Consider the following 22,663-nt stretch of genomic DNA (forward strand, 5'->3'; position numbering starts at 1 on the left):
AGCCTCCTTTTTGGCCGAGGCTCCGGTGGGTTTTTGGGGCTGCTGAGCGGAACACGGCATCACGATGACCGATCAATGATGATCCACTCAGTATTAGGGTGAAATTGCGGTTTACATGAAAAATCTGAGTGTATTGCCGTTGGGTCAGAACTGAACGAAATGTCATCCATATTTCCATGTGCATGAGTGTTGGAAATTAGGAGTTTTGAGTATTTAGCTACGAAAAATCCGTGGAACCTGTTGGAGTGCCACCATGGGTGAGTATTACGTCTTAGTAGTAAGTAAGTGGTTCTTCTTCCGCTGCGGCTTCCAAAGGTTATGGTTGTCTTACTGTGGGAGATGTGTCTGAGGGACACATCTCAACATGCGTGTTCTGAAGATCAGGTGTTGCTCAGCGAGGAGACATCAAATCGCTGCACGTCCCTCAGCAGCTTGATGAACTCCTGAGAGGCGTGGGTGAGAGAGGCCTGGCCCTTTTCTGCGGTTGCCAGGGCCGCGTTGCCAAGTGCGCCGGTTTTGTTCAGATCTTCGCTCATCCAGCCGTATTGATGGCGGCCATGTGCACGCAGGTAGGCATCGTTTTTGATGTGGTTCGTTTGTGTGGAGGTGAAATCTGCTGCCTTGTCCATGTGCACAAGGTTGGGGCGGAGGGCCAGCATAATGGATGTCTCGATATCTCCTCCATGAATGCCATAAGAGAACTCTTCCTCAGAATAGAGACCTTGTGGTTGACCGAAGCGAAGCCAGCTGGATTCGACCGCAAGCATGTTGTGCTTGTAGCGCAGCTCGCGCGTGATGATATCCATCAGCGGGGAATTTCCGCCGTGAGAGTTGGCGAGCACCAGTTTGCGAATTCCTGCACGGGCAACGCATTCTCCGATTTCCACCCAGGCTTTGACGGCAGTTTCCCAGCTCAGGCTTAGGGTGCCGGGGAACGAGACGTGCTCATCTGATTTGCCGACGGCTTGCACCGGCAGAAATGTGACCGGCAGATCGTCCGGTAGCAGCTCAATGGTGCGAGAGATCTGGCCTTCTGCGATGCAGGTGTCGGTTGAGAGCGGAAGGTGAGGGCCGTGCTGCTCGATTGCTGCAATTGGCAGCACCGCGATCCACTCGCTGGTGTCGTTCCCAGAGAAGTCAGAGGTGGTCATCTCGTGCCAATAGGGGCGGGGCAGGGCGCTCATGTTGTTATCCGTGCTTGTTGTCTTCGCGCAAGAGTAGCGCGTTGGAGGGCTGACGTCATCGGTGGACGTGGGGGATGCTCTGGTTTTTCAGAGGTTGAGGGTAGCAAAGTGTTTAGTTTGTTAGTTCCTTTGCGGGCCTGATGGGTCACGGGTGCTTGGTTCTCACGTCTTTCTTGTTGGCTAATAACAAGAAGGAGAAGCCACTTATGTTTTCCAAGAAAATACGCGAAGGATTGATTGGCGGCGTTGCACTGGCATTGGCTGGGGTGATGGCTGGTGAGGCTGGGGCTGCCGGAGCCGTTTTGCTCACAAAGGAAATCTGCACCAATCCTGCCGATATTATCGTGTCGCATTGGGCTAAGCTGAAGCATGACGCCAATGATGTGTATTTCATGAAGGCAACAGGTGAGGTCGAGAACGTTAATTCCGACACCGTTTTTGATGATCTTGCGACCGTGTATATTTCTGCGCATGGGTCTCCGGAAAAAGTGGGCGGCATTACAAATGCTCATTTTGCCACCTTCTTTAAGGCAGCCCATGCAAGTACCCCTGAAACTGTGTTCTTTAGCAGTTGTAGTACTGGGGCAGGCAATGTGCGCAAGCTGACAAACGAAAAGTATGGGGGTGCTGTTGGTTCGCTTTACGGGCCTCTTGCTTCATGTGCTTTGGTCGGAGATGGCAGTACGGATCTAGCAAGTGCCAAAAACTTGTATAGCGTGTCTCATACCGATGGTGAGGACTTCAATACTGTTGTTGCGAACATCATGAATGTCTGGTCTGTGGACGGTGCGTACAAAGATACCGGCAACACCTGGGAGGCAGCATGTGAGTCTTATGTTGATCCGTTTGACGCAGACAATCTTGCAGAGTTCCATGATGCGGTCTATCAGGAGTTTATGCTGGATGCACAGTCAGATGACATTGCGCGCAGCCATAATTACGGCTTGCTGATCAAATGGAATAATGAAGGTACAGAGTTTGACGTCTGCGGTGCAGACCATGGTGCCTGCCCAGACTAAGATTAGCTGAAACATTGGATATCAGACCGTGAAAGCCACAATAAACTCCCCCCTCCTGTCCCTGAAGGGCGTTTCCAAGACCTTTGAGAATGGCACCACTGCTGTTGATGGGTTTGATCTGGATGTGCGGGCGGGGGAGTTTTTGAGCATTCTTGGGCCGTCAGGGTGTGGCAAGTCCACAATTCTGCGGCTTATTTCTGGTTTGGAGGAGCCTAGTGCTGGTCAGATCATTCGATCCGGGCAGGATGAGGTTGGGTTTGTTTTTCAGGAACCGACGCTGCTGCCTTGGGCTACTGTCTCTGACAATGTTTACTGGCCGTTGAAGGTGAAGGGTGTTTCCAGGCGTGATGCGAAGGATCGCGTGGAGGAAGCTCTGGAGATGGTTGGGCTATCCAGTTTTGCTGATAACATGCCCTCTGAGCTTTCTGGTGGCATGAAGATGCGGGTTTCTATTGCGCGGGCGCTGGTCACCAAGCCAAAACTGTTGCTGATGGATGAGCCGTTTGCAGCATTGGACGAGATTACGCGCAACAAGTTGAATGACGATTTGCTTGAGCTGAAGTCCACCCATGACTGGACCATCCTGTTTGTGACCCACTCTGTTTACGAGAGTGTGTTCTTGTCCTCCCGCATTGTGGTGATGGCAGCAGGGCCGGGGCGGATTACCCATGATATGAGGCTGGACGCACCTTATCCGCGCTCTTTGAATTACCGCATGGAAGCGCAGTATGCCGCTTATTGCCGTGAGGCGGTGATGGCGTTGGAGCAGGCGATGGGGCATCACACTGCACTCTCCAGATAGCGTTCACTTTCTTCGCTTGCGATATAGGTTGATTTCCTCCGAGAACCAGCCCGTACTTTCGGGATTGGCACGCTCGTAATCTCTGTGAGCCGGGCTTTAAAAGCTTAGGGGCCTCAAAATTTCTGGTTAGGCCGCTAAATAATCGTCGGACTGTCATCTGACTTTTATATTCGGGGGCTATCACTGCTTTGAGGTAGGGTGCGCGGGGTTCTATGTGTTCATGCCATAAGCTCTAAGCCCTTATTATCACGCGTATTCTTTTTGGAAGACCGCGACCACTTTTTACGAATACGCTTCAGCCTTTTTCGGGCGTCTTTATTGATTGAAATAGCAGCGAGTTTTGCCAGACTATGGGATTTAATTTTAAAAAGAGTACGACTTTTCGTCTTGCGCAGGCAGCGAAGGCGCAGCGCGCGCGGTCAGGGGCGCACCTGTCGCGTATTGGACTGCACCCGGGGCAAGAAGCTGTTCTGAAGGTTTTGTTTGAGACAGATGGGAAGACCATGAGCCAGTTGGCTCTGGCGCTTGGGGTCAAGCCACCGACAGTCACTAAGATGGTGACACGCCTGACTGCTCAGGGGCTTGTCTTCCGCCGAATTTCCGAGAGTGATGGCCGTTTGGCGCGGGTGTTTTTGACTGAGGAAGGTCGTGAGCGGATATTGCTGGTCGACCGTGCGTGGAAGCGTCTTGAGAAAGAAGCGCTGGCGGGCATGGAGGAAAAAGACCGCAAAAAATTGCGCCGTTTGCTGCGTCAGGTAGAAAAGAACCTTTCCGCGAGCTTCGAAGATGATCCGGATCTTGAAGACCAGCTGGAGAATGAAACAGACTCAGCTGATGAGCAGGCAGGGAAGGTGAAAGAACGGGAAGCTGCGGACTAATCTGCGCGTATTGGGCCTGTGGTGAAGACAGGCCCATTTGTTTCTTGTTCCGATTATGCATCTTCGCAGAGAAAGAGCAGGTCTGTATCTGGTGTTTCCAGCCCAAACTGCGTGAGCAGCGTTGTTATCTGCCCACGGTGATGGGTTTGGTGGTTGAAGAAATGCAGCACCAGATCCCCGAAGTTTTTCGTGGCTGGGATGCCTTTTGTATCGGCATAGGCCAAGGCTTCATTGGCCTGAGACGTCGTAATGTCTCTTGCAAATTCTTCAATGATTTTGTCTAGCTTTTGCCGCGCTGTCTTGAGCTCTTCCCAATTGTCAAAGGGGATGGATGTTAGTGCGGTTGGTTTTGGAAATTCTTCCAGTTGCTGTAGGCTCTTGTAGTTTGGGGAGTGCTGCGCAAAGCGGCGTAGCCAAATCAGGTCTCCCACCACGAGATGATTGAAGGTGGCGAAAATTGATTTGAAGAATGCGCCACGATCTTCTTTTAGTTGCTGGTCGCTGAGCTGTTCAGCGCATTTATAGAGGCGTACATTCATCCACGTGTTGTACTGAGCCAATAATTTGAAGTCGGAATACATTCTGTGAAACCTGCTAATCTAATTATGAGTGGTGCAGAAAATATCGGGATCTCTTATGAGTTATGCAAGTGATTGACACTTGAGAATCCGTAATGATTTCTCTTTGTTGACCGTGTGGCGTATTGCTATTTACTAATGTTGCTGTGCATAAGAAGATGAACTGGATCCGGCTGGATATGCGAGGACATCAGCATTGAGCGGCACAGGCAAGCCACTGAGATTAGGCGATCTTGCTGAGAAGCTGGGCGTTTCGACGGCTACGGTTTCTTTGGCGCTGCGAGACTCTCCGTTGATCGCCAAAGACACAAAAGCGCGGGTGAAAGCCTATGCTGAGGAAGTGGGTTATATCTATAACCGGTCCGCTGCCTCGTTGCGCACGTCTCAATCTAATATGATTGGTGTGGCGGTTCACGATATTCTCAATCCATACTTTGCCGAGGTGTTTCGCGGACTTGAAGAAACGCTGGCGCAGCACAATAAGACAATCCTGATTTGTAATCACAGGGATATTGTCGAGCGGCAGAACCACTTTACGGATACGCTGCTTCAGCACCGCGTGGATGGGCTTATTCTTTGCGCCTCGGTTGGGACTTCTGACAAGGACATCAACTCCATCGTGCGTCAGGGCGTGCCAGTGACGCTTGTTTGCCGGGATGTGGCTGGAGCTGATGCGCCGTGTGTGCGTGGAGACGATTTTCTCGGATCCTACCGCATTACAAAACATCTGATCGAGCAAGGGCATACGCAGATTGCCATGGTTGGTGGTCGGCGTGGGAGCTCTGCTGGGCGTGATCGCAATCAGGGGTGGAGATCTGCTCTTGAGGAGTCGGGGATCAACGCGGACGCGCAGTTGGATATTCCTGAGTTGATGACGCAGGATGATGGCCGCTCTGTTGCTCAGCAGATTGTGGAGGCTGAACCGCGGCCAACAGCCGTGGTGTGTTTCAACGATCTTGTGGCGCTGGGCGTTATGAGCGCTGTGCGGCGGCTTGGTGTAGAGCCGGGCCCTGATCTGGCGATCGTGGGCTACGACGATACTGAGGGAACGGAAAATCGTACGCCTGCCTTAACCACTGTGGACAATGGCGCCGGGACCATTGGCATTAAGGCTGCAGAGCTCATGCTTTCGCAAATGAATGGCGAAAAGATCAGTAATGATCTGATGTTAATCGAGCCCAAGCTTCGCATTCGTGAAAGTGCTCCACCACCGGGCGAGCGTCTGGTCTCTGTGGGCGGCCTGTGAGTTAACCCTGAGTAAGTTTGTGCTGGTTGCGCAACTGTCCTTTCGCACCATGAAACTGCCCGATTGAAACCCTATGTTTACTATGCCGCGCTTACATATGCGGTGTGTTGTAGGGCGTTTGGGGGTTCGTCATGGTCAATAATCACAGTGATGCCGAAGATCGTAAAGATCTGAAAATGTTCGGCTTTTTTACGCTTGCCATGACTTGCATGGTGCTTCTTGTCGGTTAGGCGCTCCGGGCGACTCACTTGTTTTGACGGGCTGAAGTGCTCACGAATGAGAGCGAGTACGCACGCAGGCATTCACTCCTGTGGCATCTAGCCGATGTTGGTTGCCTTGAGGATACTATTGTCAATTTTGAGAGAATATATGCCACCACCGTCGTTGGTGTCTTTGAAATTGCCTGCTGTGTTTTTGCTTTTCAGAAGGTCCACCAACTTTGCGTAGGCATCGTGAATGACTTGTCCTTCAATATCCTTCCAGAAGTCGATGTTACCAAAGATCAATACTTCATCGAACTTAGGTGCGGCTTTGGCCTGCCGGAACTGATCCATCAGATCAAAGACAGTCTGGGCATCTGCTCTGCGATGGCGTTCAAGTCCGTAGCTTGAAGCAATACAAATGGCATGGCTATATTCCTCTTTATCTTCTTGATGCGGATATGTCCGCATTTGAGGAAGACGAAGGGGCTATTGATTTGTAAGGCAAATCTCTGCGGGCTGGGTGTTGTTTGTGACTTATGTAAATAATAGCCAGTATATAATATGATTTAGCTTAGATTGTACATGTCCTCTACAAGTAATTAGTGTATTTGTTTTTGAGTTAAATCCATGAATAAGTTATGTTTTTAGAGCTGTTATCTCTTGCTTAATTTATTGTTAACCTTGGGTTAACTGGATGAGCCCAGAATCTGTAGGAAAAACAGGTCCTGGAGGCGGTTCGCATGCATGGGATTTTGAAAAAAATAGTTGTGGCAGCTGGTGCAACCTTTGCGTTAGTAAGCCTTGGTGTCTTCTCCGGTCATGCCAGTGCGATTTCTGGTAACTGGTCCATTTCTGACGTGTTGTCTTCCAAATCCTGCTCGGCTGAGCTGGGTTCTGAACCTGCTGCGAGCGGGTACGGCAATTCGTTTGAGGCCACAAATTGTCATGGGCTTTATGCTCCAATTGCCAAAGCAACTGCGTGGCAGTGGAGCTTTGACGATGGTTTGTCGCTACTCGATCCAGAAGGGCAGGTTGTGCTTCAGTTCGATATTGATGAACTGGACGGATTGACCTCGTTTGGTCCTTCCTCGCTTTTCCTCATTATGCAGCCTGTGCATGAGGACAGTAACGTAACGGATCTTTCCGAGTTGATCGAAAAAGCGATTGTGGTGACGGCGCAGCGTTAAGGCGCCTTCAGACATGCTCATGTGTTGTGGGTGTCCAGCACGCCACCCATACGGGTCCGATAGCCGGCTGACCTTCGCCTTTGAATTGGCGTAACGCGCCGTAGTCTCCTTTCCGTTCCCAATTTTTCTCCGTCCCAATAGAGCAATGCGCCAATTGGTCTCAGCGCTGTGCGAAGTTCCGTCTGGCTCTGGCGCTGTGGCGGAAAACCAGCCTGCGATCGTGGCTGAGTGGTGCTCTTCAATCCTTGCTGGGTGACTGAATTCCTGGGGGACAGAAGGAAGGATATTCGCTAATCGGTGGGCGGGGTCTTTTGCTGGCAGAGCAACTGTCTATATTGAGGGCACGAGAATAATGTGCCAGCTGCTTGCAAGGGCACACCCATCCAAGGAGACGTAAATGTCCGAGGCTGCTGAGAGCCGTATTCCTGTTACCGTGCTGACCGGATATCTGGGCGCAGGTAAAACCACTTTGTTGAACCGTATTTTGAGCGAAAACCATGGCACCCGGTATGCTGTGATTGTCAATGAATTTGGTGAAATCGGTATTGATAACGACCTTCTCGTTGAGTCTGACGAGGAAGTCTATGAAATGAACAATGGCTGCATTTGTTGCACCGTGCGTGGCGACCTGATCCGCACCGTCGAGAACCTGATGAAGCGTAAAGGTGCGTTTGACGCGATCATCGTGGAGACCACTGGTGTGGCTGATCCGGCTCCTGTGGCGCAGACGTTCTTTATGGACGATGATGTACGCAATGCGGCCAAGCTGGATGCGGTTGTCGCGGTTGTTGATGCGCGCCATGTGCAGCAGCGATTGAAGGACACCAAGGAAGCGGAAGACCAGATTGCGTTTTCCGATGTGATTTTGCTGAACAAAACCGACCTTGTTTCTGCTGAAGAGCTGACTGGTGTTGAAGCTGCGATCCGTAAGATCAACCCTTATGCAAAGATCCATCACACAGAGCGTTGTCAGATCGAAATTGCGGATGTTCTGGACCGTGGTGCTTTTGAGCTGGACCGTATCCTCGATCTGGATCCGGAGTTCCTGAAGAAGGCCGAACACGCACATGACCATGAGTGTGGGCCTGATTGCGATCATGACCACGACCATGATCATCACCACCATCATGGACATGCGCATGATCACGATCATCCTGACCATGAGTGCGGACCGGACTGCGATCATGAACATGATGACCCGCATTCAGTGAAGTCCTTCGCCTTCACTGCTGGTGATCTGGAGCCAAAGGTGTTCTTTGACTGGATCAATCAGGTGACCCAGATTCAGGGCCCAAACATTTTGCGCATGAAGGGTATTCTGGCGTTTAAGGATGATCCGCAGCGGTATGTGGTGCAGGGCATTCACATGATCGTGGAAGGCAACCACCAGCGTGACTGGAGAGATGATGAGAAGCGCGAAAGCCGCATTGTCTTCATCGGTCGTGAGCTGGATGGTGCTGCGCTGAAGACTGCGTTTGAAGCTTGTGTTGCGGAGTAAGTTCTGGTGCCTGTAACTGCTCCTCTTGATACGGATGGCTTTGTCATCTCCGCAAACTTTCTTGGTGATGTTGCCGCCTTTGCCAGTGGCGAAGGGTCTGTGTTTTTTGCTGGTGGGCCGGAAACACAGACGCCGGTTCACAAAAACGGATTGCTTTGCGCGACGCCCTCTTTGGATGGCAAATCTTTGATCACGGGCGGCGGCGATGGCCGTATCTGCAAGGTCAATGCTGATGGCAGTGTTGAAGAGATTGCCGAACAGCCGCGTAAATGGATCGACATTATTGCTGCGGGTCCGCAGGATAGTGTGGCCTATGCTTCTGGCCGTACCGCTTGGGTTCGTCTCAAAAGCGGCGAAATCAAAGAGTTTCAGCTGCCGCGCGCGTTTTCTGGTTTGACGTTTGCTCCCAAGGGTATGCGTCTGGCGGCGTCCCGCTATGATGGTGTGACGTTGTTTTGGGTGAATGCGGCGGGTGATCCGCAGGAACTGAGCTGGAAGGGCGCACACAGTCTGATTACTTATTCTCCTGACGGGAAGTACCTTGTGACTTCCATGCAGGAGAATGCTCTGCACGGTTGGCGTCTGGCGGATAGTCAGGATATGCGCATGACTGGGTATCCGGGTAAGGTGAAGTCTGTGAGTTGGTCTGCCAAGGGCAAGTATCTTGCCACCTCGGGTGCTCAGGCTGCGATTCTCTGGCCGTTTATGGGCAAGAGTGGCCCTATGGGGCAGGCGCCGTTGGAGCTGGGTGTGCGCGGTGATAGCATGGTCACCACGGTTTGCTGCCATCCGAAGGAAGATATGCTGGCGATTGGGTATCAGGACGGCATGGTGATGGCTGTTCGTTTCCATGACAACGCCGAGGTTTTGCTGCGCCGTCCAGGTGCTGGTCCTGTTTCTGCCCTTGCCTGGGACAAGAAGGGGAACCGCCTGGCATTTGGTACGGAAGAAGGTGCTGCCGGGGTGATTACCCTGGTGGACTAAATTAAGGGGGAGGTTGTGATGATGCTTGCGAGGGTTTTGACGCTGGGCGTTGCGCTTGTGAGTGGCACTGCGACCTCTCAGCTTCCGGAGTTTGCTCAGCAGTACCGACAGCGCATGGGCGGTGCCATCGATGCACTGGAGGTGGTGAAGGCGGACTTTGTGGCGGATGCAGCTGCGACCAGCCGGAGCGTTTCTACCGCATTGGATCATATGGCGCAGAGCGGCGATGAATTTGTGCAGCTGCGCGGGGAAAGCATCGAACGTTCGCTGGAGCGTCTTGATGCGTTGCGAGCGCAGCAACTGGCGATGACGGGTGCTGCTGCATTTGAGCGGGTCTGGATCTTTCTGAAAGAGCCGGATACCAAGCTTTCCAAGGCGACCTGGGATGATTTTGAGCCAGCTGTGCCTGTGACTGCAGAAGGCGGTGTGCTGGCAGGCTTAGGGTTTGCTGTGGGATTTTTTGTGTTGCACGCAATGGGTCTTATTGGACGCGTGAGACGTCGGCGAAAGCACCAGCAAAAGCGGTTGGCGAAGGCCCAATGAGTTTTACCACCCAAGAGGTTTGATAGATGGATTCCATCACACGAATTAGATGTTTTTTGCAGGTGGTAGAAAGCGGTGGCTTTTCGGCAGCGGCGCGGGATATGGGGCGCTCTAAGGCGCTGATCTCTAAGTATGTGAGCGAGCTGGAAGATGAGTTGGGTGTGCGTCTGCTGAACCGTACGACCCGCCAGATATCGCTGACGCAGGTTGGGGAAGCTTATTTCCGTGAGGCGGGTGAGCTGTTGCAGCGGTTTGACGATCTGAAGGATGCTGTTCAGCAGGATCATCGGGAAGTGCGTGGCCGGTTGCGGCTTAGCGCGCCGCGCTCGTTTTCAGAAGCGACGCTCAGCAAAGTGCTTGCTTCGTTCTTGCAGGATCATCCGCGGGTTGAGCTGGATATCGAGATGGAAGACCGCTTCGTCGATATTGTCGAGGAGGGGTATGATGTTGCCATTCGAGTCGCTGAGCTTGAAGATTCCAGCCTGATTGCGCGCAAGATCCGTGATGTGCGGGTGATTATTTGTGCGTCACCCGCGTACTGGGAAGCACATGGCATGCCTGAAAGGCCCAGTGAGCTGGCCAATATGCCGTGCATCGTTGATACCAACTACAAGCACAAGACCAACTGGATGTTTCTGGAGAACGGTGAACGGTCTTCCGTTGCTGTCAAAGGCCCGATGCAGGTGAACAGCGCCAAGACAGCGGTGGCTGCTGCTTCGGCCGGGCTTGGCGTTGTGCGCCTTCCGATCTTTTATGTGTTGGATGAGTTGATCGACGGGACGCTGGTCCCGGCGCTGGAAGAGTTTGAAGTGCCGGGGCCTGCGATGTACGCGGTTTACCCGCATCGCAGGCACCTTTCGGCGAAGGTTCGAGCTTTTGTCGATTACATGGTCGACTGGCACAAGCAACTGGAGCAGCAAGGTGACTGCCCCAATATGCTTAAAGGGCCGGAGCCGAAGATCGCTTAGAGCCTATCGCGTTCATATGAATTCACGCACCAAGCTCTAAGCGTTTATTTTTACGCGTATTCTTCTCCGAAAACCGGACCCACTTTTCGGGAATACGCTCTAGGCTGAATAGTGCTGGTGTTGAAAGCGCTCTTCAGCCAACTCGTCTGCGATGAGGTTGGTTGGGCGTTTTTCGGTAGCCGCTCTTTCAAAAATCTGTGTCAGCGTGTCACCAATGGCGATGGTTTTCTGGCGCACGACGCTGTCTGAAATGCCCGGCTCTCCCAGAGCAACGGAGATGACACCACCTGCGTTAATGGCATAATCGGGCGCATAAAGAATGCCGCGCTCCATGAGAGCTGCGCCGTCTTCAGGTGTTTCCAGCTGATTGTTTGCAGCACCAGCCACAATTGCCACTTTCAGATGCGGGATTGTATCGGCGTTGAGACCTCCACCCAATGCACATGGTGCAAAGATGTCGGCTTTGACCAGATGGGCTTCATCCGGAGACACGCTTGTGGCACCAAGCTCTTCGACTGCGCGGGTTACAGCCGGATCATAAATGTCTGAAACTATGAGGGTTGCACCGGCTTCATGGAGCTGGCGGGCGACGTCGTATCCCACATGGCCAAGACCCTTCAAAGATACGGTGAGGCCATTAAGGTCGTCTGAACCGAACTTGTGCTTGGCGGCGGCTTTGATGCCGACGAAGGTTCCCAGTGCTGTATATGGCGATGGATCGCCAAAGCCTGTTGCTTCAGTTCCACGGGCGAAATCGGTTACGCTGCCGATGATTTCCATGTCATCAGAGCTGATACCCACGTCTTCAGCGGTGATGTAGCTGCCAGCCAGACGATTGATGTGCCGGCCAAAGGCTTTGAGAAGCTCTGGGGTCTTATCTGTGCGTGGGTTTGCGATGATGACTGACTTTCCTCCTCCCAAAGCAAGGTCAGCCAACGCGTTTTTGTAGGTCATGCCCTTGGAAAGGCGGAGCACATCTGTAAGTGCTTCATTTGCGCTTGCATAATTCCACATGCGACATCCGCCGAGACCCGGACCGCGGTTTGTATTATGAACCGCGATAATCGCTTTCAGGCCCGTTTCGTTATCTGTCGCAAAAACAATTTGCTCGTGGCCAGCGAATTCTGGATGATCCAATGGGGTCATATAGGTATCGATCGTTATTTTGTTATGCAATGGCACGTTCATTCAGCCCTCCCAAACGAAATTGAACAAGAAGCGTTGCAGGGATCTTGGTTTATTCTCAACGCAATATCCGGTTTATTTCGTAGGTGATGAGCATGTAATTCGGAATAATTATCCATACGGTTCTGAATTTCAGGAAAAACGTATCTAAGGATCCTAAAAAAATGGGTCTTGAATTTGCCGTTATTTTATTACACTTCTCGAGCTGGGTCCTCGCGTGTTGTTAAGGTATCATGTTTCACAAGCTCCTACGGTATTTTACCGCACTCTTCATGTTTCTCGCGTTTCTAATGCCATCTCAACAGGTTATGGCGCATCCGCACATGTTTGTGCAGGCGCGTGCGGAGCTGGTTTTTGATGATGACGGGTATCTGACGCATATCCGGCACAGATGGTTGTTTGATGACCTGTATACAGCCTATGCGGTACAGGGGCTGGACACCAACAGGAATGGAATTTTGGAGGAAAGCGAGCTCGCTGGGCTCGCCGAAAGCAACATTCAGGGGCTTAAAGAGTTTGGTTATTTCACCTTCGGGGATGATAGCCAGATCGAACTAGATTTTACCCAACCGTTTGAACCGTCCATGAGGATGGTGCAGGTCGATTTTGATGACTACTGGCTGATCAGTGACGAGGACCGCCAGGCAATTGCCGAGGACATTGCGGCTGGGCGCAGTAAGCCGGTTACTGGTCCGGTCTCTTTGGTTGAGCTGAATTTTACGCTTCCGCTGAAAGAGAAGGTCAAGGCTGATAAACCGATCACACTCGATGTTTATGATCCTACCTACTACATCGATTTTAAGTGGGATAAGGAGGGGACGGCGGTGACGCTGGATAATGCCTCAGGGCATTGTGCGGTTTCCTTGGTGCACCCGCCAGAACTGAATGGACAGATTGCAGCGCAGTTGGCGACGATCGATGCTGATCAGCGCGATATCCCTGATGAGCTGCGCAATTACACCGAGACGCTTGTCAATCAGGTGGTTCTGACCTGTGACGGAGCGGCGCCAGCTGCCGCGTCCAGCGGGACTGGCGGAGGGACTGGTGGCAATACCGGTAGTACGAAGTTTGTCTACGAGATTTCCCGCGAGGCTCCGGTTGCAAACCCGCCTCAAACTGCTGAGCTGGCTGCTATGGGGCTTGCACGGGGGGGCAATCCAGTTGCTCTGTCTTCGATCTCCGTGCCGGAAAGTATCACAGAGACCGAGGTTCGCGGTCCAGATATGAATATCATCCAGCAGGGTATGGCGACGCTTACCCGGCTGCAGAATGAGTTCTATCTGAAGCTTACAAGTACGTTGAGAAATTTCCGGAACAATCCGTCCGCAGGCTGGCTTCTTATGCTGATCAGCTTTGCTTATGGCGTGTTCCACGCAGCAGGGCCGGGACATGGCAAGGCGGTGATTTCTTCCTATGTGATTGCCGATGACCAGACGCTGAAGAAAGGCATTGTGCTGTCCTTTGCGTCTGCGCTTGCGCAGGCCGTGACGGCGATTGTTCTGGTTGGTGGTGCCGGTGTTCTGTTGCATCTAACCAGTACAGCGATCAGCTCAACGGCGCGCTGGTTTGAACTGGGCTCTTATGTGCTGGTCTTCCTGCTTGGCCTTTATCTTGTCTGGCAGCGTGTTCTGAACCCATGGTTTGGAAAGAAGTCTGCTTCGAGCTGTGGTCATCACCATGATGAGCATACGAGCCACGGCAAAGTCTGCTCCAGTTGTGGGCATTCGCATGCGCCAGATCCGGAGATGGTGCAAAATAGTGCAATGACGCTGACAAGCATCTGGTCCATTATCCTGGCCGTTGGACTTCGTCCATGTACGGGGGCCTTGGTTGTTCTTGCCTTTGCCTTCTCACAGGGCATGGTATGGGCCGGTGTGGCGTCCACGCTGGTGATGGCGCTGGGGACGGGCATTACCGTTTCCATTCTGGCAAGCCTTGCTGTGCTTTCACGGGATGTTGCCTTGCGGATCTGGGGTGCCGAGAGCCAGGCTGGTACGCTTATCACGCGCGGTTTTGAGGTGGCTGGTGCGCTTACCGTTCTGCTCATGGGCACGCTGATGCTGGTGGCCGGACTGAACGGCGGTGGTGCTGCGGCTCTGTTCTAGAATCGGGTGTTTTGGGGGCTGATCTGCTCCCAAAATAGATGAGAAAAATGCTTCTAAGCATCCGATGAAGGGTAAATTTGAGTGAATTGCGCAATATCGTTAATGCGCCAATTTCCTTTGCACTTCATGGCGGCGCGAGGCCCGGATCGTCCGCTGAAAGGCCCCCAGAGACGCTCAGTTTTTATCGCATTGTGAAGATACCGCCTGAGAGACCGGGCGGTGTTGCCATGTCTGGTGATCGTTTGCTCTGGTCGTCAAGTGTATATCCCGCGAAATCTGTTGATCTCTCCCCCTAAATAGTTGTTTTTTAAGCTCTCCGTCAAATTACCTAAGGAAAACAGCGGGAAATTCCTGAAGCGGTTTCGGGTAGGAATGCGCAGTTATTAACATTGAAAGAAAAGCCTAAAAAATCGATCTTTTAAGGTTCATTATTGTCTTCGCGAGGCGGGAATTTCTACGAATATTTCGGTAGTTACGTAACGGTCGATTTTAGGTTAAAAACGCATTGTTGAGCGATGCTCAGTTGATCGAACTATAATTAATTTGTCGAATGCCATGTACATTTCCGTGTATTTCCACTTAGTTTTAAGGTTATAATAAGTTGGTGATGTGGTCGCAGATATCTCAAAAGAAGAGGGTGGTTTCTGCGGTGGCATAGAGGGATAGAATTAAGAAGCTCTTTGGAGGAGTTTTTATGGACCGTCGTAGTTTTCTGAAAAATGCTGGTTTTGTAGGCGCGACCGCAGGTGCTGCTACTCTTGCAGCTCCGGCTCTCGCATCTGGTAAGCGCGAACTTAAAATGGTCACTACCTGGCCGAAAAACTTTCCAGGTCTGGGTGTGGGTGCGCAGCGTATTGCTGACCGCATCACAGCTGCAAGTGAAGGTCAGCTGACTGTTAAGCTTTTCGCAGCTGGCGAGCTTGTTCCTGCATTTGAGAGCTTCGACGCCGTCTCTAACGGTACGGCTGACATGTACCATGGTGCTGAGTACTACTGGCTGGGCAAGCACAAAGCATTTGGCTTCTTCACTGCTGTTCCAAATGGCATGACCGCTGCTGAACTGGAAGCGTGGATGCACTTTGGTGGTGGTCAGCAGCTTTGGGATGAGCTGTCTGCTGAGTTTAACGTGAAATCCTTCCTGGCTGGTAACACTGGTCTTCAGGCAGGTGGCTGGTTCAACAAAGAGATCAACTCTCTTGAAGACCTCAAAGGCCTGAAAATGCGTATGCCTGGTCTGGGTGGCGAAGTTCTGCGCCGTTTGGGTGCTTCCGCTGTTGCTCTTCCTGGCTCTGAAATCTTCCCTGCGCTTCAGTCCGGTGCGATCGACGCAACCGAGTGGGTGGGTGCATGGAACGACATGGCATTCGGCTTCTACAAAGTGGCAAAATTCTACTACACCAAAGGCTTCCATGAGCCAGGTGCTGGTCTGTCTCTGGGTATGAACAAAGGTGTTTGGGAAAGCTTTACACCTGGTCAGCAGGAACTGATCCGTTCTGCTTCTATGGCTGAGAACAATTACATGTTCGCTGAATACAACTACAAGAACGGTGCTGCTCTGGAGACTCTGCTGAGCAAGCACAATGTTCAGGTTCGTGATTTCTCCGACGATGTGTTCGATGCAATTGGCCGTAAGTCCGAAGAAGTTGTGGCTGAAGTGGCTGAAACTGATGATCTTTCAAAGCGTATCTATGAAAGCTACCTGAAGTCTCGTAAGGAGACCTCTGCATGGTCCAGCATTGCGGAGCGTAACTTCCTGACGGCACGTGACCGTATTCTGGGCTAATTTTTCTTATTTGCTGCACGAGCTCTCCGCACCCGTTGCGGAGAGCTTTTCTTTCAAAATTCTACCCTGGCCTTTGGGGCCCAATAAAAATCCTAGAGGCTTGGCTTAGATCAAGACAAAAGAGGCGGGCATGCGCGCCCTTATGAACCTGATTAACTCAGTCAATGGCGGGATCGGTAAGACCTGCGCCTGGCTGTCTTTGGGCATTGTTCTTGTCCAGTTTACTGTGGTGGTGATGAGATACGTTTTCGGTCTCGGCTCGATCTGGATGCAAGAATCCATCACCTACATGCACGGTTTCCTGTTTATGTTGGCTGCTGCCTATACGCTCAGCGTGGATGGGCATGTGCGAGTTGACATCTTTTACCGTGATGCACGTCCCCGCTTCAAAGCAATGGTTGATCTGTTCGGTTCAGTCGCCTTCCTTCTTCCGATGTGTGCCGTGATTGTCTATTGGTCCTGGGGTTATGTGGCCAGTTCATGGGCAATCTGGGAAGGGTCTCAGGAAGCATCAGGCATTCAGGGACGTTATCTCCTGAAGAGCGCGATCATTGCCTTTGCTGTTCTCGTTGCCCTGCAGGGGCTTGCTATTATTATTCGATGCGTTCTTGCCCTTGGCGGTGACAAGCAGGCGCTCGACTCTTTCCGTCAGAACCAGGAGTAAACGGAGATGGATGGACTTCTTCATACTCTTGATATCTTGATGTTCGCGGTTGCCTGCATCTTCTTGCTACTGGGCTTTCCTGTTGCATTTACGCTTGCCGGTGTCGCACTTATCTTCGCTCTGATTGCAACTCTCCTTGGTGGCAGTGTTACGCTCGGGGCAATTCCAAGCCGAATTTTCGGCACCATGTCTAACGAAACCCTGATTGCTGTTCCGCTTTTCATCTTTATGGGTGTGATGCTGGAGCGCTCTAAGGTGGCTGAAGAGCTGCTTGAGACCATGGGCCGCCTGTTCGGGCGGATGCCGGGTGGTCTGGGCATTTCCGTGACTATTGTGGGTGCGTTGCTTGCTGCTTCTACCGGTATTGTGGGCGCAACCGTTGTGACCATGGGCCTGTTGTCGCTGCCAACAATGCTGCGTAACGGCTATAATCCGCGTATTGCCTGTGGTTCGATTGCGGCTTCCGGTACGCTTGGCCAGATTATTCCGCCTTCTATCGTGCTCGTGTTCCTGGCGGACCAGCTGTCTAACGGCTACCAGATTGCACAGCGTGAAATGGGCAATTTTGCTCCAGAGCCGTTCTCAGTGGGTGACCTTTTCGCAGGTGCGCTTATTCCGGGTCTGGTGCTGGTTGGTTTGTACCTCTGCTATCAGCTGTTTGTTGCGTTTACCCAGCCGCACAAGTCTCCGCCTATGCGTAATGAAGGTACGGCGGGGCCAACGCTGAGCCAGATCCTGCATGCGCTGGTTCCGCCAATTGCGCTTATCATTGCGGTTCTTGGCTCTATTCTTGCTGGTATCGCAACGCCGACTGAAGCGGCTGCTGTTGGTGCCGTGGGTGCGCTGTTGCTGGCTGGCTACCGTATGAAGGAAGATAAGCCGTGGCCGATTTACATGGCGGTGCTTTCGCTCATTGTTGTGCTGGTGCTGACGTCCTTTATGGATCTGCGCGTTGCGCGTACCGTGATCCCGACAGGTGATATGGTAGGTATCTGGGTTGCTGGTGCAGCCTGTGCCGTGCTTGCTTATGGGTTGCTGGTGTCACTGTACCGAGTGTTTGCCGGTAAAGTGCTGGTGCCTGTGATGCAGTCGACCACACAGATCACCTGTATGGTGTTTGTGATCCTGATCGGCGCGACCTTCTTCTCTTTGATCTTCCGCGATCTTGGTGGTGAAGAGTTGGTGCGTGAAGCGCTGACCGGTCTGCCTGGTGGTGCGTTGGGTGCGATTATTGCAGTTATGCTTGTGATGTTCGTACTTGGCTTCTTCCTGGACTTCCTGGAAATCGTGTTCGTGGTTGTGCCGCTTGTTGCACCAATTCTGTTGCAGCTGGAGATGCCTAATGGTGAGCCAATGAACCCAGCGTGGCTGGGTGTGATGATGGCTGTGAACCTGCAGACATCGTTCCTGACGCCTCCGTTCGGCTTTGCACTGTTCTACCTGCGCGGTGTTGCTCCTCCGTCTGTGAAGACCTCAGACATCTACCTCGGCATCATCCCGTTTGTTCTCATTCAGGTGCTGATGCTGGTGATCCTGTGGTACCTGCCAGATCTGGCAACATGGCTGCCGAAAGTCATCTACGGCTAAAGGTAGTAATCGATTAGTATTAGTAAGGGGCGCGAGTATTCGCGCCCCTTTTTTGTTGCAGTGCTACTAATCGAAATAAGTGATTCTTTTTTGAGTTAGTCCAATGTTCTATAAAAAGGAATTTATCCTTATTCAAAAGTATTGGAGCTTGATTTCCCTAGGGTATTTCGCGTGTGCGTGGCAAATATAGTGCATGTATACCTTAGTCTAGACGTTTTCTAATGTAACGCATTGAAATATCACAGTTTTGCATTGCACAAGTGCGTAAGGTTGCAATGCGCAATAAATAAAACCAATTAAAAAAGCTTCTGTATCTTGCTAAGACTCAGTGCAGGGGAGGAGCTCGCAGGTGGAGGACTTGCGAGGCGAGGCTACTAGTCTTTCGTATTCCTCAGAGTAAACAGGCAGACCAAAGGTCCTTTGGTGACCTTTGGCGAGAGGTGATGGAAAGATGCAGGTGCCTCCGTCAGCGGGTATGGATACATTCCCGCAGTTGCTTATTCGGAATGCGCGGGATTGGGGGGATCGGCCCGCGTATCGAGAGAAGGACCTCGGGATCTGGCAGAGCTGGACCTGGCGCGAGGTTCTGGAAGAAGTGCGCAAGCTTTCCCTTGGGCTCAAAAGCCTTGGGTGTAAGGAAGGCGACAAGGTTGCGGTGATTGGTGCAAACCGTCCGCACCTTTATTGGGTTTTTGCAGCGGTACAGGCCTTAGGTGGTGTTCCGATCCCGGTCTATTCTGACTCAGTGGCCGAAGAGATTGCTTATGTTCTTGGTCATGCAGAGGTTCGCTTTGCTGTTGCTGAGGATCAGGAGCAGGTTGATAAGCTGCTTGAGATGTCCGAGAAGCTGCCGCTGCTTGAGCACATCATTTATGAAGACCCTAAAGGTCTGCGTGACTACGACCACACCAGTCTTCATCGTTATTTGAGCGTTCAGGAAGCCGGACAGGCGCTGCTCGATACTGATGAGCAGACTGCCAATGAGTGGTTTGAAGCTGTCAACGCAGGCAAGCGTGAAGACATTGCTGTGATCCTTTACACCTCCGGTACGACTGGTCGTCCCAAAGGGGTGATGCTGACCTTCAAGAATCTGATCGTTGCAGTCGAGAACGCGAACAAGTTCGATAATCTGGATGAAAACGCGGATACTGTTGCCTACCTGCCAATGGCATGGGTTGGCGACCACGTGTTCTCCTACGCCCAGTGCCTTACGGCTGGCTATTGCGTGAACTGTCCTGAGGGGCCTGAGACGGTTTCAATCGACCGTAAGGAAATCGCACCAACATACATGTTTGCGCCGCCTCGCGTATTTGAGGGCATGCTGACGCACATCATGGTTCGCATGGAAGATGCGAGCAAGATGAAGAAGAAGCTGTTCGACTACTTCCTCGATTATGCCAATCAGGTTGGCGAGCGCATTTTGAACGGAGACAAGGTTTCTCTGTTTGCGCGTATGAAGTACGCGGTTGGTGAGTTCTGCGTTTATGGTCCGCTGAAGAACGAGATGGGTTTTTCCCGTGTTCGGGTGGCGTACACGGCGGGTGAAGCGATCGGGCCTGAGATCTTCAAGTTCTATCGTTCGATTGGCTTGAACCTGAAGCAGCTTTACGGCCAGACAGAATCCTCCGTGTTCATTACCTCTCAGCCAGACGGTCAGATCTATGCGGATACGGTTGGCGTTCCTATGCCAGACGTTGAGGTGAAGATCGCTGACAGTGGTGAGGTTATGTATCGCTCTCCGGGTGCGTTCCTTGGTTATTACAAGAACGATGACGCGACCAAGGATACCAAAACCGAGGAAGGTTGGGTTCACACGGGTGACGCAGGCATGTTCCTTGATAACGGTCACCTGAAGATCATCGACCGTGCGAAGGACGTGGGCAAGCTGAATGATGGCTCCATGTTTGCGCCGAAATACATCGAGAACAAACTGAAGTTCTTCCCGAACATCAAAGAGGCTGTGACCTTCGGGAATGAGCGCGATTATGTTTGTGCCTTCGTGAACATTGATCTTGTTGCGGTTGGCAACTGGGCGGAGCGTAACAACATTGCTTACGCCTCCTATCAGGAACTTGCTGCGCATCCAGAGGTTTACAAGACAATCCAGAGCCATGTGGATCAGGTGAACAAGGATCTTTCGCAAGAGCCGATGATGGCTGGTGCCCAGATCAAACGCTTCCTTGTTTTGCATAAAGAACTGGACCCGGATGATGGCGAGCTGACACGTACTCAGAAAGTACGTCGTAACTTCGTTGCCGATCGTTATGCGCCTTTGATTGAAGCGTTTTATGCCGGCGAGACCTCCAAGCATGTGGTGACTGAGGTGACTTTTGAAGATGGTCGTCAAGGTACGATCGAAGCCACTGTCGAGATCCGGGAGATGGACACTTATCGTACTGATGCAATGTCCGCGATTGGGGAGGCGGCAGAATGACTGTAATGGATCCAACGCTCGAAGAGGTCAAAAGACGGGCCGAGGAGCGCGAGGTTTTGCTGGATCTTGAGAATGTTTCTCTCTCCTTTGGCGGCGTTAAGGCAATCACGAATATCTCCTTCAACATCAAGAAGGGCGAAATTCGCGCAATCATCGGTCCCAATGGTGCTGGCAAGACGTCCATGCTCAATGTGATCAATGGTTTTTACCAGCCACAGGAAGGTGTGATCACCTTCAACGGCGAAAAGCGCAGTTCCATGAAACCGCACCTTGCGGTTAGTCAGGGTATTGCTCGCACGTTCCAGAACGTTGCTTTGTTCAAGGGCATGTCCACGCTGGACAACATCATGGCGGGACGGGCAACGCGGATGAAGCGGAACATGTTCTGGCAGATGCTCTATTGGGGCCCTGCACAGCGGGAAGAGATTGAGCACCGCAAGAAGGTCGAGGAGATCATCGACTTCCTCGAAATCCAACATATCCGTCGCACACCTGTGGGTACGCTTCCATACGGCTTGCAAAAGCGTGTTGAGCTTGCTCGCGCGTTGGCGATGGAGCCAGAACTGCTGCTGCTCGATGAGCCGATGGCAGGGATGAATTTGGAAGAGAAAGAGGACATGAGCCGCTTCATTCTTGATGTGAATGATCAGCTCGGCACCACGATTGCTCTGATTGAGCATGACATGGGTGTTGTGATGGACCTTTCTGATCGTGTCGTTGTTTTGGACTATGGCCGCAAAATCGCTGATGGCGTGCCAGAAGAAGTGCAAAGCAATCAAGAAGTCATTGATGCCTATCTGGGCCTCTCACACTAGGGAGCTCCCCATGGAAACGCTTTACAGTGTATTTATTGATCCATTCGTTCAGATGTTCGAACTGCCGGACTTCTTTCTGCAGGTTTTGTGGGAAGGGTTGGTCTCCGGCGTTCTTTATTCTCTGATCGCACTTGGTTTCGTTCTTATCTTTAAGTCCTCGCGCATCTTCAACTTTGCGCAGGGTATTATGGTTGTGTTTGCGGCGCTGTCTTTGGTGGGCTTGCACTCCTTCCTGGTTCCGTTCGTGGGCAACGAGTTTGTTGCTGCTGCAATCGCGATGCCGCTTACTCTGGGCATTATGTATGCCTTGGCGATGGGCGTGGAGCGCATGGTGCTTCGTCCGCTTGTTGGTCAGCCGGATATCATTTTGTTCATGGCGACCATCGGGATCACCATGTTCCTCATCGGGTTCGGCGAGTTCGTGTTCGGTGGTGAAAACAAGGTGATGATCACCGAAGCGCTTGGTATTCCAACTGGTTCTATTGAGTTTGAACCGTTTGGCGGCTTCCTGCTTCTGGAAGAAAAAGATGTGTTTGCGGTCGTCATGGCGATTGTGCTGGTGGTCAGCTTGTTGGTGTTCCTCAACAAATCCGCCATGGGCCGTGCGATCCGTGCGCTGGGGGATGATCATACTGCGGCTCTGTCGGTGGGTATCTCTCTCAGCACCATCTGGGTTCTGGTCTGGTTCATTGCGGGTGTGATTGCGCTTGCCACCGGTATTGTCTGGGGTGCCCGTGCAGGTGTGTCCTTTGCTCTGGAAGTGATCGCCTACAAGGCACTGCCGGTGTTGATGCTTGGTGGTCTGGAATCGGTCTCGGGTGCCATTATTGGCGGTATCGCAATCGGTCTTCTTGAGAAAATCTTCGAAATTTATTGGGGCCAACCCCTGTTTGGTGGCAACACCGAAACCTGGTTCGCCTTCATCTTTGCTTTGATTGTTCTGCTGTTCCGTCCGCAAGGGCTGTTCGGTGAAAAAATCATCGAGCGCGTGTAAGGGGGC

General features: G+C 52.0%; 20 protein-coding genes. 16 read left to right on the forward strand and 4 right to left on the reverse strand.

What is annotated here, in order from left to right; all coding sequences use genetic code 11:
* Positions 1–380: 380 nt before the first annotated feature.
* The gene (locus IE076_RS14830; protein ID WP_189437571.1) at positions 381–1,184 is read right to left on the reverse strand and encodes a creatininase family protein; all 804 of its coding nucleotides are present in this window, start codon (positions 1,182–1,184) and stop codon (positions 381–383) included.
* A 206-nt stretch (positions 1,185–1,390) separates the two neighbouring features.
* Here IE076_RS14830 and IE076_RS14835 point away from each other — a divergent pair, with 206 nt between their 5' ends.
* From IE076_RS14835 to IE076_RS14845, 3 genes are all read left to right on the forward strand, one after another.
* Positions 1,391–2,203, forward strand: coding sequence for a hypothetical protein (locus IE076_RS14835; protein WP_189437572.1), 813 nt, complete (start codon positions 1,391–1,393; stop codon positions 2,201–2,203).
* A gap of 28 nt (positions 2,204–2,231) precedes the next feature.
* Complete coding sequence (locus IE076_RS14840; RefSeq protein WP_244649686.1) at positions 2,232–3,005, forward strand: ABC transporter ATP-binding protein; 774 nt, start codon at positions 2,232–2,234, stop codon at positions 3,003–3,005.
* A 350-nt stretch (positions 3,006–3,355) separates the two neighbouring features.
* Positions 3,356–3,883, forward strand: coding sequence for a MarR family winged helix-turn-helix transcriptional regulator (locus IE076_RS14845; RefSeq protein ID WP_189437573.1), 528 nt, complete (start codon positions 3,356–3,358; stop codon positions 3,881–3,883).
* Between the two features lie 53 nt (positions 3,884–3,936).
* On the opposite strand, the gene IE076_RS14850 is transcribed toward IE076_RS14845, so the two are convergent.
* Positions 3,937–4,464, reverse strand: coding sequence for a DinB family protein (locus IE076_RS14850; RefSeq protein ID WP_189437574.1), 528 nt, complete (start codon positions 4,462–4,464; stop codon positions 3,937–3,939).
* A gap of 193 nt (positions 4,465–4,657) precedes the next feature.
* Here IE076_RS14850 and IE076_RS14855 point away from each other — a divergent pair, with 193 nt between their 5' ends.
* On the forward strand, positions 4,658–5,707 hold the full coding sequence (locus IE076_RS14855; RefSeq protein ID WP_189437575.1) for a LacI family DNA-binding transcriptional regulator: 1,050 nt from the start codon (positions 4,658–4,660) through the stop codon (positions 5,705–5,707).
* A 317-nt stretch (positions 5,708–6,024) separates the two neighbouring features.
* Here the strand turns inward: IE076_RS14855 and IE076_RS14860 are convergent, their stop codons facing one another.
* Positions 6,025–6,378 carry a hypothetical protein gene (locus IE076_RS14860; RefSeq protein WP_189437576.1) on the reverse strand — a complete coding sequence of 118 codons (354 nt, stop codon included), beginning with the start codon at positions 6,376–6,378 and terminating at the stop codon, positions 6,025–6,027.
* A 284-nt stretch (positions 6,379–6,662) separates the two neighbouring features.
* Here IE076_RS14860 and IE076_RS14865 point away from each other — a divergent pair, with 284 nt between their 5' ends.
* The 5 genes from IE076_RS14865 (at position 6,663) to IE076_RS14885 (ending at position 11,090) form a co-directional block, all read left to right on the forward strand.
* A complete protein-coding gene (locus IE076_RS14865; protein WP_209009143.1) occupies positions 6,663–7,097 on the forward strand; it encodes an AprI/Inh family metalloprotease inhibitor in 435 nt (144 codons plus the stop codon).
* Positions 7,098–7,494: 397 nt separating this feature from the next.
* Positions 7,495–8,595 carry a CobW family GTP-binding protein gene (locus IE076_RS14870; RefSeq protein ID WP_189437578.1) on the forward strand — a complete coding sequence of 367 codons (1,101 nt, stop codon included), beginning with the start codon at positions 7,495–7,497 and terminating at the stop codon, positions 8,593–8,595.
* Positions 8,596–8,601: 6 nt separating this feature from the next.
* A complete protein-coding gene (locus tag IE076_RS14875) occupies positions 8,602–9,579 on the forward strand; it encodes a WD40 repeat domain-containing protein (protein ID WP_189437579.1) in 978 nt (325 codons plus the stop codon).
* A gap of 18 nt (positions 9,580–9,597) precedes the next feature.
* Positions 9,598–10,122 carry a DUF2937 family protein gene (locus IE076_RS14880; protein ID WP_189437580.1) on the forward strand — a complete coding sequence of 175 codons (525 nt, stop codon included), beginning with the start codon at positions 9,598–9,600 and terminating at the stop codon, positions 10,120–10,122.
* A 26-nt stretch (positions 10,123–10,148) separates the two neighbouring features.
* Positions 10,149–11,090, forward strand: a complete 942-nt coding sequence (locus IE076_RS14885; protein ID WP_189437581.1) for a LysR family transcriptional regulator — start codon at positions 10,149–10,151, stop codon at positions 11,088–11,090.
* A 99-nt stretch (positions 11,091–11,189) separates the two neighbouring features.
* On the opposite strand, the gene IE076_RS14890 is transcribed toward IE076_RS14885, so the two are convergent.
* Complete coding sequence (locus IE076_RS14890) at positions 11,190–12,278, reverse strand: Glu/Leu/Phe/Val family dehydrogenase (RefSeq protein WP_189437582.1); 1,089 nt, start codon at positions 12,276–12,278, stop codon at positions 11,190–11,192.
* Positions 12,279–12,547: 269 nt separating this feature from the next.
* On the opposite strand from IE076_RS14890, the gene IE076_RS14895 reads away from it, so the two are divergent.
* The 7 genes from IE076_RS14895 to IE076_RS14925 all read left to right on the forward strand — a co-directional run bounded on the left by IE076_RS14895 (position 12,548) and on the right by IE076_RS14925 (position 22,657).
* Complete coding sequence (locus tag IE076_RS14895; protein ID WP_280514303.1) at positions 12,548–14,380, forward strand: HoxN/HupN/NixA family nickel/cobalt transporter; 1,833 nt, start codon at positions 12,548–12,550, stop codon at positions 14,378–14,380.
* A 694-nt stretch (positions 14,381–15,074) separates the two neighbouring features.
* Positions 15,075–16,163, forward strand: coding sequence for a TRAP transporter substrate-binding protein (locus IE076_RS14900; protein ID WP_189437584.1), 1,089 nt, complete (start codon positions 15,075–15,077; stop codon positions 16,161–16,163).
* Between the two features lie 130 nt (positions 16,164–16,293).
* Positions 16,294–16,827 carry a TRAP transporter small permease subunit gene (locus tag IE076_RS14905; protein ID WP_189437585.1) on the forward strand — a complete coding sequence of 178 codons (534 nt, stop codon included), beginning with the start codon at positions 16,294–16,296 and terminating at the stop codon, positions 16,825–16,827.
* Positions 16,828–16,833: 6 nt separating this feature from the next.
* Complete coding sequence (locus IE076_RS14910; protein ID WP_189437586.1) at positions 16,834–18,414, forward strand: TRAP transporter large permease; 1,581 nt, start codon at positions 16,834–16,836, stop codon at positions 18,412–18,414.
* Positions 18,415–18,865: 451 nt separating this feature from the next.
* Positions 18,866–20,848, forward strand: coding sequence for an AMP-dependent synthetase/ligase (locus IE076_RS14915; RefSeq protein ID WP_189437587.1), 1,983 nt, complete (start codon positions 18,866–18,868; stop codon positions 20,846–20,848).
* Between the two features lie 5 nt (positions 20,849–20,853).
* Positions 20,854–21,663 carry an ABC transporter ATP-binding protein gene (locus tag IE076_RS14920; protein WP_189437733.1) on the forward strand — a complete coding sequence of 270 codons (810 nt, stop codon included), beginning with the start codon at positions 20,854–20,856 and terminating at the stop codon, positions 21,661–21,663.
* A 10-nt stretch (positions 21,664–21,673) separates the two neighbouring features.
* Positions 21,674–22,657 carry a branched-chain amino acid ABC transporter permease gene (locus tag IE076_RS14925; RefSeq protein WP_189437588.1) on the forward strand — a complete coding sequence of 328 codons (984 nt, stop codon included), beginning with the start codon at positions 21,674–21,676 and terminating at the stop codon, positions 22,655–22,657.
* Positions 22,658–22,663 lie beyond the last annotated feature (6 nt).

Source organism: Pseudovibrio japonicus, from assembly GCF_014651595.1.
Taxonomy (GTDB): domain Bacteria; phylum Pseudomonadota; class Alphaproteobacteria; order Rhizobiales; family Stappiaceae; genus Pseudovibrio; species Pseudovibrio japonicus.